This is a genomic window from Paenibacillus nasutitermitis (genome assembly GCF_014641075.1).
GTDB lineage: Bacteria > Bacillota > Bacilli > Paenibacillales > Paenibacillaceae > Paenibacillus_Z > Paenibacillus_Z nasutitermitis.
Genome location: NZ_BMHP01000001.1, coordinates 807345 through 824969 on the forward strand (window position 1 = coordinate 807345; position 17625 = coordinate 824969).

General features: G+C 49.2%; 17 protein-coding genes. 15 read left to right on the forward strand and 2 right to left on the reverse strand.

Annotated features, from left to right (window positions below; genetic code table 11):
- Nucleotides 1-26 precede the first annotated feature (26 nt).
- Together IEY46_RS03275 and fabV are read right to left on the reverse strand one after the other, a co-directional pair.
- The gene (locus tag IEY46_RS03275; RefSeq protein ID WP_188989086.1) at nt 27-866 is read right to left on the reverse strand and encodes an RCC1 domain-containing protein; all 840 of its coding nucleotides are present in this window, start codon (nt 864-866) and stop codon (nt 27-29) included.
- Between the two features lie 220 nt (nt 867-1086).
- The gene (fabV, locus tag IEY46_RS03280; RefSeq protein ID WP_188989088.1) at nt 1087-2277 is read right to left on the reverse strand and encodes an enoyl-ACP reductase FabV; all 1191 of its coding nucleotides are present in this window, start codon (nt 2275-2277) and stop codon (nt 1087-1089) included.
- Between the two features lie 532 nt (nt 2278-2809).
- Between fabV and IEY46_RS03285 the strand changes: the two genes are divergently transcribed.
- The 15 genes from IEY46_RS03285 to IEY46_RS03360 all read left to right on the forward strand — a co-directional run bounded on the left by IEY46_RS03285 (nt 2810) and on the right by IEY46_RS03360 (nt 17605).
- Nucleotides 2810-3100, forward strand: coding sequence for a hypothetical protein (locus IEY46_RS03285; RefSeq protein WP_188989090.1), 291 nt, complete (start codon nt 2810-2812; stop codon nt 3098-3100).
- A 12-nt stretch (nt 3101-3112) separates the two neighbouring features.
- On the forward strand, nt 3113-3400 hold the full coding sequence (locus IEY46_RS03290; RefSeq protein WP_188989092.1) for a magnesium and cobalt transport protein CorA: 288 nt from the start codon (nt 3113-3115) through the stop codon (nt 3398-3400).
- Between the two features lie 962 nt (nt 3401-4362).
- Complete coding sequence (locus IEY46_RS03295) at nt 4363-5268, forward strand: dihydrodipicolinate synthase family protein (protein ID WP_268239495.1); 906 nt, start codon at nt 4363-4365, stop codon at nt 5266-5268.
- Nucleotides 5255-6340, forward strand: a complete 1086-nt coding sequence (locus tag IEY46_RS03300) for a pyridoxal-phosphate dependent enzyme (RefSeq protein ID WP_188989096.1) — start codon at nt 5255-5257, stop codon at nt 6338-6340. The genes IEY46_RS03295 and IEY46_RS03300 overlap by 14 nt, the downstream gene beginning before the upstream one ends.
- Before the next feature lie 39 nt (nt 6341-6379).
- Nucleotides 6380-7384 carry a Gfo/Idh/MocA family protein gene (locus IEY46_RS03305; protein ID WP_188989097.1) on the forward strand — a complete coding sequence of 335 codons (1005 nt, stop codon included), beginning with the start codon at nt 6380-6382 and terminating at the stop codon, nt 7382-7384.
- Nucleotides 7385-7428: 44 nt separating this feature from the next.
- Nucleotides 7429-8001, forward strand: a complete 573-nt coding sequence (locus IEY46_RS03310; RefSeq protein ID WP_188989100.1) for an MBL fold metallo-hydrolase — start codon at nt 7429-7431, stop codon at nt 7999-8001.
- Between the two features lie 108 nt (nt 8002-8109).
- Nucleotides 8110-8823 (forward strand): succinylglutamate desuccinylase/aspartoacylase family protein, encoded by a 714-nt coding sequence (locus IEY46_RS36225; RefSeq protein WP_444544050.1) that lies wholly within the window; start codon nt 8110-8112, stop codon nt 8821-8823.
- Between the two features lie 14 nt (nt 8824-8837).
- A complete protein-coding gene (locus IEY46_RS37200) occupies nt 8838-9143 on the forward strand; it encodes a hypothetical protein (protein ID WP_444544051.1) in 306 nt (101 codons plus the stop codon).
- A gap of 72 nt (nt 9144-9215) precedes the next feature.
- A complete protein-coding gene (locus tag IEY46_RS03325) occupies nt 9216-9458 on the forward strand; it encodes a hypothetical protein (protein ID WP_229750036.1) in 243 nt (80 codons plus the stop codon).
- Nucleotides 9455-9946: a hypothetical protein gene (locus IEY46_RS03330; protein WP_188989105.1), complete on the forward strand. Its 492-nt coding sequence runs from the start codon at nt 9455-9457 to the stop codon at nt 9944-9946. The genes IEY46_RS03325 and IEY46_RS03330 overlap by 4 nt, the downstream gene beginning before the upstream one ends.
- 128 nt (nt 9947-10074) lie before the next feature.
- Complete coding sequence (locus IEY46_RS03335) at nt 10075-12471, forward strand: helix-turn-helix domain-containing protein (RefSeq protein WP_229750037.1); 2397 nt, start codon at nt 10075-10077, stop codon at nt 12469-12471.
- Nucleotides 12472-12705: 234 nt separating this feature from the next.
- Entirely contained in the window at nt 12706-14322 is a 1617-nt protein-coding gene (locus IEY46_RS03340; protein ID WP_188989110.1) for an extracellular solute-binding protein, read from the forward strand.
- 86 nt (nt 14323-14408) lie between these two features.
- Nucleotides 14409-15326, forward strand: a complete 918-nt coding sequence (locus IEY46_RS03345) for an ABC transporter permease (protein WP_188989112.1) — start codon at nt 14409-14411, stop codon at nt 15324-15326.
- 10 nt (nt 15327-15336) lie between these two features.
- On the forward strand, nt 15337-16227 hold the full coding sequence (locus IEY46_RS03350; RefSeq protein ID WP_188989114.1) for a carbohydrate ABC transporter permease: 891 nt from the start codon (nt 15337-15339) through the stop codon (nt 16225-16227).
- Between the two features lie 232 nt (nt 16228-16459).
- Nucleotides 16460-17605 carry a trans-sulfuration enzyme family protein gene (locus IEY46_RS03360; protein ID WP_188989118.1) on the forward strand — a complete coding sequence of 382 codons (1146 nt, stop codon included), beginning with the start codon at nt 16460-16462 and terminating at the stop codon, nt 17603-17605.
- Nucleotides 17606-17625 lie beyond the last annotated feature (20 nt).

Consider the following 17625-nt stretch of genomic DNA (forward strand, 5'->3'; position numbering starts at 1 on the left):
ATTATAGGTATGATTCATATTGAAAGCTAATAGTAGCCGGGTAATTGGATGCCGCTCCAGACGCTTACATCGCATTGGCCTTCATTATTTCGCCCCACAGCCACCACTGTGCCATCCGATTGAAGACCGACGGTATGAGCGCAACCCGCCGCAACTGCCACAATATCGCGCCAGCCACTTATATTGCATTGGCCATGCTCATTCCTGCCTACAGCCGCCACAGTACCGTCCGATTTAAGGCCTATGGTATGATTACTACCCGCCGCTATTGCCACCATATCGCGCCAGGCGCTTACATTGCATTGTCCTTCTTTATTTCGTCCCACAGCCATCACTGTGCCGTCCGATTTAAGACCGACGGTATGAAGGTAACCCGCCGCAACCGCCACTATGTCACGCCATGCGCTTACGTTGCATTGGCCATACCGATTATTACCCACAATCGTCACCGAGCCATCCACTTTAAGCCCGACCGTATGCCAGTCACCGGCCGCAACCGCCACCACATCACGCCAGCTGTTTACATTGCATTGGCCTTCATTATTTCGGCCCACAGCCACCACTGTGCCGTCCGCTCTAATCCCGACGGTACGACGCCAACCCGCTGCAACCGCCACCATACCGTTCCAGCCGCTTACATCGCATTGGTCATGCTTATTCCAACCCACGGCCGCCACCGTGCCGTCCGATTTAAGGCCAATTGTATGAGCATTACCCGTATGAGCATTACCCGCTGCAACCGCCACCATATCACGCCAGTTGCTTACATCACATTGGCCATATTTATTATCACCCACGGCCTTCACCGTGCCGTCCGATTTAAGACCGACGGTATGACGATAACCCGTCGCTATTACGGTTTTCATAATGGAATTCCCCTTTATTCATCATTTTATTAGATAATATTGCAGAGCTTTTACGAATTTTTCAAAAGCACTTTTCCTTGTTTTCCTAAAACGAAGCCCCAACAATTGACTAATCTCCCGCTTGACGGTAGATGCGGTGAAACGTTTGATACAGGGGCAAAGTGAGGGCTCCCGGAATGATCCGGGAGCCCTCCTCCTGATGAAAAAGAAACGTGGCTGCTTATCGCAGATTCGGTACATCGACCTCAGCCGAAACATCAGCCTCGTAATCAACGCCTTCCGACTCAAAGCCGAACAACTGGAAAAATTCCTTGCGGTAGCCTTTGAGATCCGACAGATCGTAAATATTATCCGTAGTCAGCTCTTCCCAGAGCTTGGCCACTTCAGCTTGCACATCATCGCGCATTTCCCAATCATCGATGCGGATACGTCCGGCTTCATCGAGCTCCGTGCCTTTGGGATTGTAGAGCCGGTCAGAGAACAAGCGGTAGGTCTGCTCGATGGTTCCTTCGTGGATTCCTTTTTCCTTCATGACCTTGTAGAGAGCGGAAATATACAACGGCACGACTGGAATCGCAGAGCTTGACTGAGTGACCAGCGCCTTGCACACGGATACATATGCTTGTCCGCCTTTCTCCCCAAGCTGCTTGTTCAGACGCTGGCCGGTTGCTTCCAGATCGTCTTTGGCCCGGCCGATGGTGCCTTCGCGGTAAACCGCCTGGGTCAGTTCAGGCCCGATGTAGGAATAAGCGACAGTTGTCGCGCCATCGGCAAGCACGCCGGCTTCCAGCAGCGCGTCGATCCACATCTGCCAGTCCTCGCCGCCCATGACGGCAACCGTATTGTCGATATCTTCCTGAGTGGCAGGGTCAATCGTGATGGAACTGACCTCTCCGTTGTGGAAATTAACCGTCTTGTTCGTGTAAGGCTTGCCGATCGGCTTCAGGGTGGAATTGAAAACCTCGCCCGTTGTCGGGTGAATCCGTCTTGCCGAGGCGACACTGTAGACCACCAGGTCAACTTGTCCCAGCTCTGCGCGAATAACGTCGATGGTTCTGGCCTTCGTCTCATCGGCAAAAGCATCGCCGGTGACGCTGAAGGATTTCAGGCCGGCGTCCTGCGCCGCCTTCTCAAAGGCCGCCGAGTTGTACCAGCCGGCAGTTGCTGTCCGGTTGCCGGAGGCTGCGCCCTGGCGGTATACGCCAATCGTATTGGCACCGGCGCCGAAGGCTGCAACAATGCGGGATGAAAGCCCGTAGCCGGTGGACGCGCCGAGTACGAGCACATTTTTGAATCCGCTCAAAGCGGGCTGACCCTTCACGTATTCGATCTGCTCTCGAACCTGGCTGGCACAGCCCTCCGGATGAGCCGTTGTACAAATAAATCCGCGTGTTCTCGGTTTAATGATCATTATGTAAATTCCTTTCTTGTAACAGAGTGGGTGGAGCTGTTGAATGAAAAGGTGATCCTATTTATTTTAATGATTTTTTGGGGAAATGGGAAGTGTGGGTGAGTAGACTAATTGTTTTTATAGTATTCGTATTTCCTATTCAGGGATGATAAAAAGGGACAAGTATTAAATCGAAAAGAGATTAAGAATGGTGAAACTGTACAATTAAACTGTTTTACTTACAGTGCACTTGGATTAGTTAAAACCGCAGCGGATGGCAAGGAACCAACAACTACCTACGGATTTGAAAAGTATGTTTATGACAAAAATAACAATCTGGATAGGCTAGTGCACAAGAAAGGGGTAAAGTTCAAATACACCTATTCTTCAAAAAATGAGCTGCTTTCTAAAGAAGTAACAGGGTTCCCAACGGAAAAAATTAGTTTCCAATACGATCAGGTAGGGCGAAGAATAAGTATGCAAGATGAGACCGGAACAACTAGTTATAGCTATATTCTTGGGACGGGTGAACAATCCCAGGTTACTTATCCAGATGGCAATAGAATTGCTTATTCTTTGGATGAGAATGGAAATCGCAATCAGATGTCAGATTCATTCGGAGGAAATGAGATTTGTGCCAGTTCAAACGCTGCAATCTGCTATAAAATATGGTGAGAAGTTGGCTGATCCTCAGGGCAGTGCTGCGAAAATGTATTATACTGTTATGTATAAGAATGATAAAGCTTATAATTTAGAGGTGCTGTACGACAAAGCATTAAATACAGTTTATCATTTTGAGTATTTTCGAGACGCTCGAGGTCCGTTGTCTAAAATCAGCAAGTAATGGAGGTGCAGTATGAAAGAACGTTGTCCAAAAGAAAGATTATTTTGGTTGCTATCACAATATAAAAACGGAGAGATAGAAATTGATTCCTTTTGTAATGAGTTTCACATTACTTATGCCCATGATTTGGAGTTTGACGAAATAACTCAGAAAGAAGAGGAACTTTTTGAGAGATTATCTCGATGTGCAGCAAGATTTTCAAATGATATAGAAGATCAAGTGAAGTACCCTAATGTTTATACGACTACCGAAGAAATTCAGGAGATAGCAAACAAGATATTTCAAGAGCTGAATATATAAATGATAGGCCACATGCGAGTCAAACAATCCGTAAGTGCGTTTATTTATGTGCAGGATTGCAGAATCCAGACGTGGTCAGGCATGGATAGAGATGATCAAATTTTATACACCGTCCTTTTGCGAATACCCTGGGTATCCGGCATATCGCATTTGCTGTTGGGGATATTGAAGTCGTTGGTAGAGTGACCTCCTGATGGGCTTTTTGAGGCAATGGCCTATGGGAAATCGAATAATTTACCGCTATTTCGACAGCATTCTTGGGATAAAACAGAACCGCAAAAACAATTGACCGACATACTTCTTTGCGTTAGAATGATTGGTAATACCAATTAGTCATACATTAAATAATTTATATTTTGTAAAGCGTTTTTCAATAGACAAATTGTGCTAAAAATGTGACTAGATTGTTATGTGAAAAAGCTAGATTGCATCACCACGACATTTTGATAAAAATGGATACTTTCACTTCCTGCCTTAATTTTTTGCTTTTACGCAGAGTATTAAAGTCTGAATATTTTGACGTTCTATCCACATGTTTATTTACTTCAATTTTCATTTTGGATTTCTGGCTTGCATTTTCAAAAAGTTTTAATACAATGCTAATGGTTAATACCATACCATGTATGTCAAGGAGTTGAGTTGTGAAAACTTGATTTTGTTGAGGAAAGGACGCTTTGGAGGCAACACGTAAGAAACCTGCCGTATAGTCCAAATTTTGATACTAGTTTCGAGGGCAGGGGGTTGGTTGGAAAGTTAAAATAAGGGAATCGTTACGGTTTTCTCCTCTCAGGAGGTGTGTATAGTTTGTTGGTTTTCCAGTGTCTTCCATTTTAAGGGAGGAAAGGACGCGAGCTCTTTTGTGTTTTTAGTCTGTTAAAATTGGTCATACCATAATATATATGTGTGTTGATCATACTCTAACATTAGAGGAGACGATTCAAATGACAACGTTTAATGCAGATATGTTCAAAGGGGTTTACGTCGCAATGCCGTCGTGTTACGACAAACAAGGGACAATAGATACGGGGGCAGTCGCCAAGCTCGTCCGTTACTTGATCAATTCGGGCATACAGGGACTGTATGTTGGTGGCAGCACAGGGGAAGGCCTGCTGCAGACAACGGCAGAGCGCAAGCAGGTGCTAGAAGCGGTCATTGCCGAGAATAAGGGGCAGATCCAGATCATTGCGCACGTCGGCGCGATCACCACGCAAGAAAGCGTCGAGCTGGCCATTCATGCCGAGAAGTATGGTACCGATGCCATCTCCTCCATCCCTCCCTTCTACTATAAACCTACCGATCTAGGCGTCAAGAACCACTGGTTGGCGATGATTGAAGCGACCAAGCTTCCGTTCATTATCTACCACATTCCCGTAGCTACGGGCTTTAACCTAACCCTTGGGTTATTTAACCAAATGATCGAGCACGAACAAGTTATCGGCTTGAAAATTACGACAGCCAGCAGCTACGAGCTGCAGCAGTTCAAGCGGCATGGCGGCGACAACTTCGCTGTATTCAACGGTCCTGACGAACAATACTTGGCCGGGCGTGTTATGGGTGCTTGTGGTGGTATTGGCGGTACATATGGCGCTATGCCTGAGCTCTTCGTGAAAATCGAGAGCTGCTACCAAGCAGATAACATCGAAGAGGCCGCGCGTTGGCAGTTCCGCGTGAACGAAATCATCAGCGATATGCTGTCAGTACCAATCTATGCTGCGTTGAAAGAAATCATTCGTCGTCGTGGTATTGATATCGGCGCTCCGAGGTTGCCGATCGAGCCACTTTGGCCGCAGCATATGGAAGCGGTCGACCGGATTACGGCAACGATCGAACGTTACGTAGCGGAGTGCAAAGGTTATGAGCATGAATAATCGCGGATCGGGCATTTGGTTGTACGCGGAGCGTCTGCCGCATGTTTCTGAGCAGCATCTCGTCACGCTGGGAGAAGGGCGAGTACCGCTCGTGCGCAGCTGGCGTATCGGAGAGAAGCTCGGTCTACCGAACTTATATTTCAAGTTGGAGTCGCTTAATCCGACCGGCTCCTACAAGGACCGCATCTCCGCGTTAGCATTGTCGCTAGCTCGTGAGCAAGGTAAAACCGCCTGTATCGGCACGACCTCCGGCAACGCCGGAGCGTCGGTTGCCGCATACGCGGCACGAGCCGGTCTGCCCTATCATGTGTACGTTCAGGAAAATATCATCCAGTCGAAACTGGAGCAAATTCTTGTCCACCACGCGCATGTGTATAAGGTGGAAGGAATGGGCTTTAATTCACAGGTCGGGCAGCAAGTGTTTGAGAACGTGCGAACCAAGGCCGCAGCGAACAACTGGGAAGCGGTTATCACGGCATTCGCATACGCGCCCCAAGCAATGGAAGCGGTCAAAACGATCTCCTTCGAAATACAAGAGGAGCTCGGAACGCCTGACGCGGTATTCGTCCCCGTCGGCGGCGGCGGTTTGCTCGCTGGTATTCACAGCGGATTCAGCGACATGCTGGTGAGTGGGCAAGCTTCCCGCCTGCCGAAGATCGCGGCTTGCCAGTCGTCAGGCTGCGCCAATCTCGTGCGCGGCTGGGAGCAAGGCTTGAATAAGCCTGTTCCGGGCGACTCGACGTCGCTGATTTCAGGCATTCAGGTGCCCAACCCGCCGGATGCTGATCTTGTGTTCTCTGCACTCCGCGAGAGCGGCGGATTCGGCACCGCACTACAGGACGAGGCCACTTGGCATTGGCAGGAGCTGCTTGCCGTTGAAGAAGGCATATTCTGCGAGCCCGCCGGCGCGATTGGACTGGCCGGCGCTGTACAAGCGCTGCAGGAAGGCCGAATCAGCGGCAACGATACGGTGGTTGTCATTATTAGCGGCGCCGGGTACAAGGATGTACATCGGACCAAAGTGATGACGGAACATGCCCACGTGCCTATTATATCAGCCAATGAGATGTAATTCGGATATGATCGCCAAATTGAGGGGGAGGACTATGAGATGAAAGAAATTAAATTGGGCATCGTCGGACTGGGACGGTTCGCCCAGTTGCATCTACAATGCTACCGACAAATACCAGGCGTTAGCGTAGCGGCAGTTTGCGACGTCAGAGCAGAGGCCGCGCAGGAAACAGCGCAGCAGTTCGGCTCTAAGGCATATACCGACCCGCTGGAGATGCTGCGCAATGAGCAGCTCGACGCGCTCATCGTATTGACGCCTGAACCGCTCCATTATGATGCGGTCATGGCTGGTATTGATGCCGGCTTAGCCGTATTCGTCGAGAAACCACTGGCGACCGATCTGGCCGATGCCGAGCGTATGGTCACAGCGGCTGCCCAGCGCAATACGCTGCTGGTGGTTGGCCATGCAACCCGCTTCGACCCGCGCAACTTGCAGTTGAAGCAAGCGATCGACGCCGGCAAGATCGGCCGTATCCGCTCGATCTATGCACGGCGCAGCGACGGCCGGCAATTTTTTCACATTTACAAACGGACGCCTGCCATATACACACTCGGCATTCACGATATCGATCAGATTTTGTGGTACATGCGGGAGCTTCCGATAGAGGTGTACGCCAAATCATCCTCTTCCGATGTAGGCGAAGATATGGTATTGGCAATGTTGACCTTTCAGAACGGAGTAGTGGCCGTGATCGACAGCAATTGGATGACGCCGAATGCCTGGCCCGCCGGGCAGGATCAAACGACTCACATTATGGGCGATAGCGGCCAGCTGAGCATGGGGCATCCGGACAGTGCATTCGTCATGAGCACGGAAGATCGGCATGAAATCCCTAGTTTATACACCCTGAACAATATTCACGGCAAGCTGCAGGGTTCGCTTTATTCCGAGTTGGAGCATTTCATTGACTGCGTGCGGGATGGCCGATCGTCGTCACCGATCTTACCTGCGCAGGATGCATTGCGCGTCGTTAAGGTGGCCGATGCGATCGTCCGTTCGTATACCGAACAGAAGCCTGTGCTACTGGAGCCGGAACAACTATGAGGCTGAGCGAGTAAATCCATACGCTGGGCAGCGGATTACTCTGCATGAACGCGAGTCACGAGCTTGACTGCAATGTCTACCTGCTCGACCGCGACACAGCACAGGCAGTCATTGATTGTGGGACCGGCTATGGTGTACTCGCGTCGCTCGCCGAGCTAGCGCGGGACGGTTTCGCCACAGGTAACGTCTCCACCGTGCTGCTGACACATGCGCATCAGGATCATGCCGGCGGCGCAAGCCAATGGCGTCATGCGACCGGGGCGGCGATTGCCGCGTCGACCGAGACAGCCGCTATCATCGAAGCAGGCGATGAAGAAGCAAACGGCCTTTTCGGCGGTCGGCTTGCCGGCATCTACCCCATGGACTGCCGGCTGGACGCTTGTAAAGTGGACATACGGCTCGTCCACGGCGAGTACATCACAATCGGCGATTTGACGCTGGAGGCGATCGCTACGCCAGGACACAGCAGCGACATGATGAGCTATATTGTGCCCGGAGCTGAAGGCGCTGTTCAGCGGCGACACCGTCTTTGCGGGTGGCCAGATCGCTTCCTTACGAACAATCGACTTCTCGATCGCCGATCTGGCCGCATCCGTGCAGCTTCTGTCCCACTATGAGGTGGATAAACTGCTGCCCGGTCACCTGTGCCCGGTTATACGCGGCGGCGGCGCAATCGCAAACGCAGCAGCGGAATTCGCGCAAGGCGTCAACCCCCGCAGCATCGTGTGACAAGAAAGGAGCTCCCCATGACGACGATTATCGATATCGACAGATTCAACCTGAATGCGGTGCAGGCAGGAACGAAATCAAGCTTTTCTCTGCGCTACACAGGACCGGGGACGACTATCTCAACGCTTCCTGTCAATGTAATCAAAAGTACAGAGCCCGGTCCGACGCTGTTGATCATAGCTGCCGTGCACGGCGACGAGTACGAAGGCGTGGAAACGATAATCCGGCTGTTCCTCGCTTTGCAGCCTACCGACATTCGCGGTGCGCTTGTTCTCGTGCCTATCGCCTACATGCTGTCTTATGACGGTGTTTCGCGTACCACGCCTGAGGACGGATGCAACCTCGCTCGTGAGTTCCCGGGCGACCCGAACGGTACAATCACACAGCGGCTCGCCTGGCATATTCAGGAGAAGCTAATCCGGCACGCCGACTTCCTGCTCGATCTGCACAGCGGAGGGACGAATTACGCAGTTCCCGAGTTGGTTGGCTACTATCACAACGACGACGACGAAGTAGGCAGACGCAGCCGCGCGGCTGCAGAAGCGTTCGGCATGGAGGTCGTCTGGGGCACCCGCCGGCAATCGCCCCCGGCCGTACAGTATCGTCAGCTACAGAGCTCGGCGTTCCATGGCTGTATACCGAATGCTTCGGCGGCCGACGCATTCGCCCGGAGGAGGAGAAACACTACCGTGATGGCGCCTACCGTCTGATGGCGCACCTCGGTATGCTAAAGAATCCGCAGCTTATTGTGGACATCCCCTCTCGTCCGATTCGCTGTCGGCTGATGAGCGACGGCAATTTCGACTTTGCGATAGAAGCTGCTACAGAAGGCTTCTTCGTTCCTAGTGCCAAGCTGCTGGATACCTTAGCGAAGGTTGACCGGATCGGCGTCATTTATGACTGGGGTGGAACTGAGAAGCAAATCGTTCTGGCTTATGGAGACGGCGTGTTGGTTATGATCACGGGAACGCCGCGGATCGCGAAGGGCGGCTTCCTCTTTATGCTGAGCAAAACGCTAGAGACACCTTGATTATTGGCATGGCTGTCGCGCATGTGGAGGAGTTGCTGTTCGAATCCGGCAATTCCGTCGAGTTTGAAGGACTTGTTCGATGATCGCTTCCTTCTGCCCACCGTCATTCTTGACGATACGAGCTTGGTCGGAGTCGGGATAGTCCTTTCCCGCAAGGAAGGATTCTCTTTGCTGACAGGGATCCGCACGGGGAGGGGCAACATTATAATACATGGATTGCCGAACATCGACAATTCATCGTATTTCAAAATAACGGCTCCGGTGATACGGGGCTACACGTACGGGGTTCGCATCAAGGCGGCAAGAGCGACGTGAATACGGTGAAAGTTGGCCGGCATCATTTACACGAATACGGCGCTGTCAGGAAGCAATTTTGTCAACAAATTGTCATGGCGGATGGGAAATCTTTACTCTCTGGAGCGGGTCTCAGCCAGTCGAACTTGACTGTACGGTACAGCTGTCGGACCCTGTTTGCCAATGCGTCTTCCGGCGATTTCTACTTGAAAACAGGCACGGAGGCTATCGATGCCGGAAATAATCTTTCGTCTTCCAGCGTTGTCGACGATTGGACGGCAAGGCGCGGCCAGGCGGCATCGCCGATATCGACGCGTACGAGTATTAGCCGGTTATACGATGGAAGAGAAAACGGGGAGATGCATTACAGTCTCCCCGTTTTCTCTTGCGATTCGTACTCCGTCTGCGGCGGACCAAATCGATTCGAATTCGATTTTGTGTTTTTTCTATCCATTCTCAATTTTCAACATCGAGCTCCCAAAACACGTTATAGTATTATATTGCTGTAATACTATACAATTGAATTATGTCTAACAGATGACAAGGAAAAACACCCTGCGGCCAAACATTTTGCGCCGCATGTGGACACATTCGCTACCCTTAATGGGGCTTGAAAAAGAATAGGGGGATTATGAATATGGCACGTATCCGGCTTTTTTCTTTGGCGAGAAAACGAAACTTATTAGTAAAGTTGACTGCATTTATTCTGATTATTTCCTTGACGCCCTTATTGATAATGAGCGTATTAATCTACCAAAACATGCGAATGACGATGCAGCAGGAGCTGCAATCCGCTAATTTAAACTACTTGAAACAAACGGTAAACGCGGTAGAGATCGTAACGAATCAAATCAGTGAAAGTTTCCGACGGCTTCCGTTAGATTCGAATATTCGCGAATTTGAAAATTTTACGCGCGGGTCATATTACGAATCTTTGTCCGGGGATTACAAGCCTGAAGATCAACCGGGATTATACGCCTATTTAAACAGCAAATATCGGCTCGTTACGAATATTCAAATCTTGAAACAGTCGAACGATTATATTTATTCGGTTTATATGGTCGATCAGGGAAAACGAATGATTCTTACGTCGGACAACATACAATACAATCCGGATAACTTTTATGACAAAGAGTGGAACGTCAGTTTGAAAACGCTTTCCGAGTTCCCGACTGTAATGGACATACGGGAATCAAAGGCGAGAGACGGCGGGAGCAAAGCGGTCATTCCGGTCTTTTTTACGCTTTCGATTCCGGGCAATTATCTTATTGTGAATTTGGATGTCGACTCCATCTACAACTCGATCGTCAGCAAGCTGGATATCAAGCTTGGCAATTCGTTCTTCGTAATGTCGGAAACCGGCCAAATGATGCTGTACGACGGGCGAAACGAATTGAACGTTATGATAGGAGCAGACCATAATTTTCTGGAGCTGCTGGATACTAAAGGGGAATCCTCATCCTACGAGCACGAATACAAAGGCAGGAAGATGCTCGTCACGACACAGAAATCGGATTCGCTCGGCTGGACGTTCGTTACGGCGGCGGCACTCGACGAGCTGTACAAAAGCGTGTCCACAATGAGCAGCATGATCATTTTGATTTGCTTCCTTCTTGTCGCGGCTACGGGCCTGTTTGCCGTCGCGGCAACCCGTAATCTGTATAACCCGGTCCGGCATTTGCTGCAGTTTATCAATAAGAACGTCGACCCTGATTCGCACAAGGTGGATCCCGATCAGCGGGAACTGGGCGAATTTGGCACAATCCGGGGCAGTTTGGAAGCCGCCTTCGAGGACAGAAGAAGTTTGCAAATCCGTCTGAAGGAAGGCTTGCCGGCCAATCAGGAGAAGTTCATCCACATGATCATTCGCAAGCATTCGCTTGCCGTAGAAGATATTTCCGAGCGTTTGAAATTTCTCAGTCTTGATCTGAAGCTGGAAGGCATAGCGTTGATGCTGATCTCTCCGGAGGAGTCAGACAGAAAGGGGAAAAGTGTCGAAAACGAGAAACTGAGAAATCTGAAGCTGGTCGACATCGTGGAGAGCCATATTCCGGAAGAGCGGAAGCGAATCGTCATGGAATTTATCGAGGATATGTTTATCGTGCTTGTCAATTGTACCCCTCACGATTTTTCCGACAATTTTCAGCTTGCCAAACATATCATTCATCAAGCGGAAGAGCATCTGGGCATTCGATGCTCGATCGGCATTGGCGAATATTGCGAAGACATTTTCACCTTGGGGAAATCCTATGAGCAAGCGAAAGAAGCGCTAAGGTACCGAAGCATGACCGGTTCATGCGAAGTTATTTATATTGAGGACGTACGTTTGGAAGGGACCCCTTTGTTTATTTATCCGAAAGACAGGGAAGCGATGCTAATTCATTCGCTCATTAACGGCGATTTGCCGGAAGCGATGCAATCGTACCGGGAAATGATGAAAGAAATCCGCGCTTACGAAGGGAGAGTGCATTACCATCAAATCAAGCATGCTTTTATTCAATTGCTGGGAAGGTTCGTTGCGACTGCGGGCGAGATGCGGGCAGATATGAATACGCTGCTTCAGGAGAAAGACAACTTATTCAGCCTGTTGCTGCAGAAAAATGATTGGAACGAGATTATGGCCTGGTTCGAGGAGATCATCAAGAAGCTGTCGGATCATATCGGCAATGCATTCCGGGAGAAGAACAATCGGCATATTGTTGAGGCGATGCGGATCCTTGAGGCGGATTGCGGCGGGACGATCTCACTCTCTACCGTCGCGGAAAAACTAGGTTTGAATCCGTCCTATTTGAGCCGTATTTTCAAGGAAGATCGGGGAGAAACGTTCTCCGAATATTTAACACGCAACCGAATCGAGCGCAGCAAACGAATGATTGCGGAGACGGATATGAAAATTAAAGAAGTCGGAGAGCACGTGGGCTATTACAAAACCAACTACTTCATTAAGCTGTTTAAAGAGTATACGGGGATGACTCCCGGCGAATATCGCAGCTTGAAGCTTGCTTCCGGCGACAAAAATACGCCGGCCAATTAATCGCCGTTCATGTAAAGAAAGTGACGCTGAAATAAGCCAAATTCTTTACTTATCATCGTTGTGGACATGCATGTAAAAAAAGTTGCATATCTTTTTTAACGCCTCTCCTCCTACAATTAGCGTATCACAAGAACCAATCGGCCGATTTGGATTGCAGTGATAATCTCGAGGGGATAATTTAATGAATGAACACATGAAAGTTGCACACACAATAACAGGGAGGTTAAGAATACAATGTCCAAAGGAAACAAAGGAAACAAAATTTCCGCAGTACTTGCAACGATTCTGCTTAGCGTAAGTGTGCTCGGGGCATGCGGTTCCAATGACAATTCTGGAAGCGCTTCCCCGGCGGCATCGAACAAACCGGATACAACAAGCAGCTCGGACAACAAAAAAGTGGAAAAAGTATATTTATATGCGAACTACGGACAGTTTTCAACAAATACAACGATGAGCAGTCCAGAAGCGCTGGAAGAGATCAAAAAAGTGATCATCGAGAAAACCGGGATTGAGCCTGTCGCCATAATCCCGCCGAAAGGTTCGGAGAATGACAAGCTGAACTTGCTGCTGGCCGGTAATGAGCCACTCGATATCTTCGCCGGGGACATGACCACCCATCAGGCCAAAGGCGCCGTCATGCCGCTTAACGACCTGCTCGACAAGTATGGCCCCAATGTCAGGAAGCTGTGGCCAGAAGAGTGGGATGCTTCGTATGTAGCGATGTCGACCAAAGACGGAAAAATTTGGGGCATTCCGGACGTTCCTGCAATCAATGCGAACACAGTTGCTGTTCGCGAAGACTGGCTCAAGAAGCTGAATCTTCCAGTTCCAAAAACATTCGAAGATTTGGAAAACGTTTTGAAAGCGTTTAAAGAAAAAGATCCTGCCGGCAACGGACAAACCATTCCGCTGCTCACCGACTACAATACGAGCTCGGCAACCTTGAACGGTATGAATATGTCGATGGCTGCCGGCTTCATGGACAACGGTTACGGCAACTTTATTGATAAGGATGGAAAAGTCAAACCGGCCGTCTTCGATCCAGGCTATAAGGATTTCATTACCCTGATGGCCGACTGGTATAAGAAAGGGTATATCTACAAGGAAGCGTTCCAGATCAATGCCCGTTCGATGGAACAGGATCTGGTGAAGCAAAACCGCGTCGGTGTCGCAGCCCTCTGGTATACCGGGGTGCTGAACGGAAACGGATATATGGCTTTGCGGCAAATTGCACCGGAAGCGAACTATATCGTGGTCGACCTGAAAGGACCAAAAGGCGATTCTGTTACTTCGGGAGGCAACGCGCTCACTGGAACGATGATCAGCAAAAATTCCAAAAATCCGGAAGCGGCCATGAAATACATCAACTGGGTTTACTCCGATCTGAATAACTACATGCTGGTTTTCTTTGGGATTAAGGATAAGCATTGGAAATGGGTCGACGAGAGCAAGCATACGTTTGAAGGTATTGGCGATAAAGTCTACTACGGCGACTATCTCGCTGCGGCTACTTTTGCCTACACCGTACAATTCACATCCTTCAGCAAGGATTTCCCCGATAAAGGCGGATATTCGCCTGACTCCGAATACATCAACAAATATATTACGAATTTCAGCAGAGTCAAAAAACCGGGCACGTTCGAGTACGACTATAAATTCGACCAGAAAGAAATTACCGCCCAAATTCCGACTTTGAACGATTTTAACCGGATGATGGAGCAAGAAGTCGTGAAATTCGTCGTGGGCGCGCGGCCGATTGCGGAGTACGACAAATTTCTGGAGGAGTTGAACAAGGTTGGCCTCGACACATGGGTTAAAGCTTATACCAGCGAATATAACAAAGTGAAATAAGAATGCCTCTCTGACCGTATGGTGGGCATGCTGCGCATCGTACGGCCAGACGATATGCTTATTGAACGGAAGGTTGGGCGATTGGCATGAATTCGAAATTACTAGGCAGAATCAGAAGGAATCAACTGTACTATTTGCTCGTTATTCCCGGCCTGCTCTATTTTTTGATTTTTCATTACATTCCGATGCTAGGGCTAATGATCGCATTTAAGGACGTAGCGCCATTTGACGGGCTTGATGGTATTCTCACATCCGATTGGGTCGGCCTCCGTCATTTCAAAAATTTCATTAATTCGTATTACTTCTGGAATATTTTGGGGAACACGGTCATCATCAGCGCTTACAAGCTGGTGTTTGGTTTTCCGCTCCCAATTGTCCTGGCACTCCTTATTAACGAGGTCAGACATATGAAGTTCAAGAAGGTCGTTCAGACGATTTCATACATGCCGCATTTTATTTCGATGGTTGTATTGTCGGGCCTCGTTACCACACTGCTCAGCACGGACGGGGGTTTCGTAAACGCTGTGTTATATAAGCTTGGTTTCGAACCCATTGTTTTCCTGTCCGATACGCGGTATTTTCGATCGATTATCGTTGGTTCCGGCATATGGAAAGAAGTAGGCTGGAGCAGCATTATTTATTTAGCCGCGATTGCAAGCGTCGACCAGCAGCTGTATGAGGCGGCCAAAGTTGACGGAGCAAGCAGACTGCGTCAAATATGGCATATTACGCTCCCAAGCATCAGCTTTATCATTGTCATTTTGTTTATTTTGCAAATTGGCAGCGTGATGGATGCCGGGTTTGAACAAATTTTTCTGCTTTATTCTCCTGCCGTGTACCAGGTAGCCGATATTATCGACACCTATGTTTACCGGAAAGGACTTATCGAAGTTCAATATTCCTTTGCTGCAGCCGTTGGCATGTTCAAAGCGGTAATTGCCATCATACTTGTGGTTGGAACAAACTATATAGCGAAGAAGCGGGGTCAGGAAGGAATATGGTAGGTGAATCAACATGAAGCGAAACCGCAGGTCAGTCGGAGACATCATTTTTAGCAGCTTTAATTACAGTTTTCTGACGTTGTTAACGATCATCTTTATTCTGCCTTTTATTATCATCGTCTCGACGTCAATGGTCGGAGAGGCTGAATTGCTCAGGAGGGGGAACTTGATTCTATATCCCCACCAACTTGATTTTTCCGCTTACAAGACGTTATTGAACGGCGATTCTATTTTGTATAATGCATACGGAATTACCCTCATGCGGGTAACGATCGGGACAGCGCTTAACCTTTTCTTTACGTCGATGATGGCCTATGGCTTATCACGTAAGGCGATGCCGGGTCGTAATTTCTTTATTACGATCGTTTTTATCACCATGTTGTTTAGTGGTGGTCTGGTACCGAACTACTTGCTATTAAAGTACTTACACTTGACGGACACATTCTTGGTGATGATCGTCCCTTCGCTAATCAGCGCATGGTATTTGATTATCATGAAAGGATTTTTCGCGCAAATACCGGAAAGTCTCGAAGAGTCTGCGACCATAGATGGGGCATCACCGCTCAAGATATTAACGACAATCATTATTCCGTTAAGTTTGCCTACTATGGCGACGATCGGCCTTTTCTATGCGGTTGCCCATTGGAACGCCTGGTTCGACGCGACGATCTATATCAATAACCCCAAGCTCATGCCCGTGCAGGTGCTGATGCGACGAATCGTGCTTACCATGACAACCCAGGATTTGGCGGGGGAAATCAACAACGTATCCGATACCAAACCGACATCCCAGGCGCTTCGCGGAGCGATGATTGTCATCACGACATTGCCGATCATTTGTGTATATCCTTTCCTTCAGAAGCACTTTGTCAAAGGCGTTTTGACCGGTTCGATCAAAGGTTAATGGCGACAGGGCTGTACGATGACAGGATAAATGCGATATAAGGTAATTTTGATGGTTGGATTGTGGAAAGAAGCCTGCCCGCCGGCACTGCCGTTACGGGGTTTGGCAGCAGAGCGGATATTTAGCCCAAAACGCAGTTGAGAGAAATCAGCTGCGTTTCGCCGAATCGCAAACGGAACTGGAAGAGGCGCAATGGCAATATTCAAAAATTGAAGCGGCGGAGTGATCGGCAATGAACCGAACCGAGAACCAGGAAGACATTTGCACACACTATGCGGACGAATACGACAAGTACCTTGGGGCGATTGTCCCTCCGATATTTCAAAACACGCTGTTTACCCATAAAACGGAAAACCACGGCTATTCTTATACGCGCGCGAACAACCCGACGATTGAAATCGCCGAGCGAAAAATTGCCGCCCTTGAGGGGGGAGAGTCGGCTGCCTGTTTCTCTTCAGGGGTAGCCGCGATTAGCGCTGCGATACTGCATTGGTTAGCTAAAGACGATCATCTGATTTGCGTGAGCAGCGTGTACCCACGGACAAGGGCGTTAATTCACTCCTACTTGGACAAGTTCGGAATAACCGCCACTTTTGTACCCGGGCATTCGATTGAGGAATTCGAACACGCTATTCAGCCCAATACGAAGCTCATTTATTTGGAGAGCCCTTCGTCGATTATTTTTGCCATGCAGGATTTGGCGGCTGTCGCCGAGCTGGCGCAAACCCACGGCATCGTAACGATGATTGACAATACGTGGGCAACGCCGTTGTTTCAAAATCCGTTGCATCTCGGCATCGATGTGGCCATTCACTCGGCTACCAAATATTTAGGAGGACATAGTGATATTTTGGGAGGGGTGGTCGTTGGGCGAGCTGACGCGATCAAAGGTATCGTCGAACGGGAAAGAGGACTCCTCGGCGCGATTATGGACCCGCATCAGGCCTGGCTGCTTATACGCAGTTTGCGTACGCTTCCGGTGAGGATGAAGCAGCATCAGGAAAATGCACGCAAGATGGCGGCTTTCCTGGAAACGCATGCTGCTGTATCGCAAGTGTTTTACCCGGGGTTGCCGAGTCATCCGCAATATGAAATCGGAAGAAAACAAATGAGTGGCTTCGCGGGCGTCATGAGCTTTATCGTCAAAGCTTCTTACGAGCAATTGGATAAAATGCTGCACGGATTGATGATGTATGAGATGGGGGCCAGTTGGGGAGGCTTCGAAAGCTTGATCAGCGGCATCGCGATCGACGAACCGTTATCTGTTTACACCGGGTTACCGGTTGGAACACCGATCATTCGCGTGTCTGTCGGTCTTGAGAACATCGATTCATTAATTGCCGATCTTCATCAAGGCCTCGACCGGCTTCTTTTGTAAACATGATGAAGGGTTGAAAA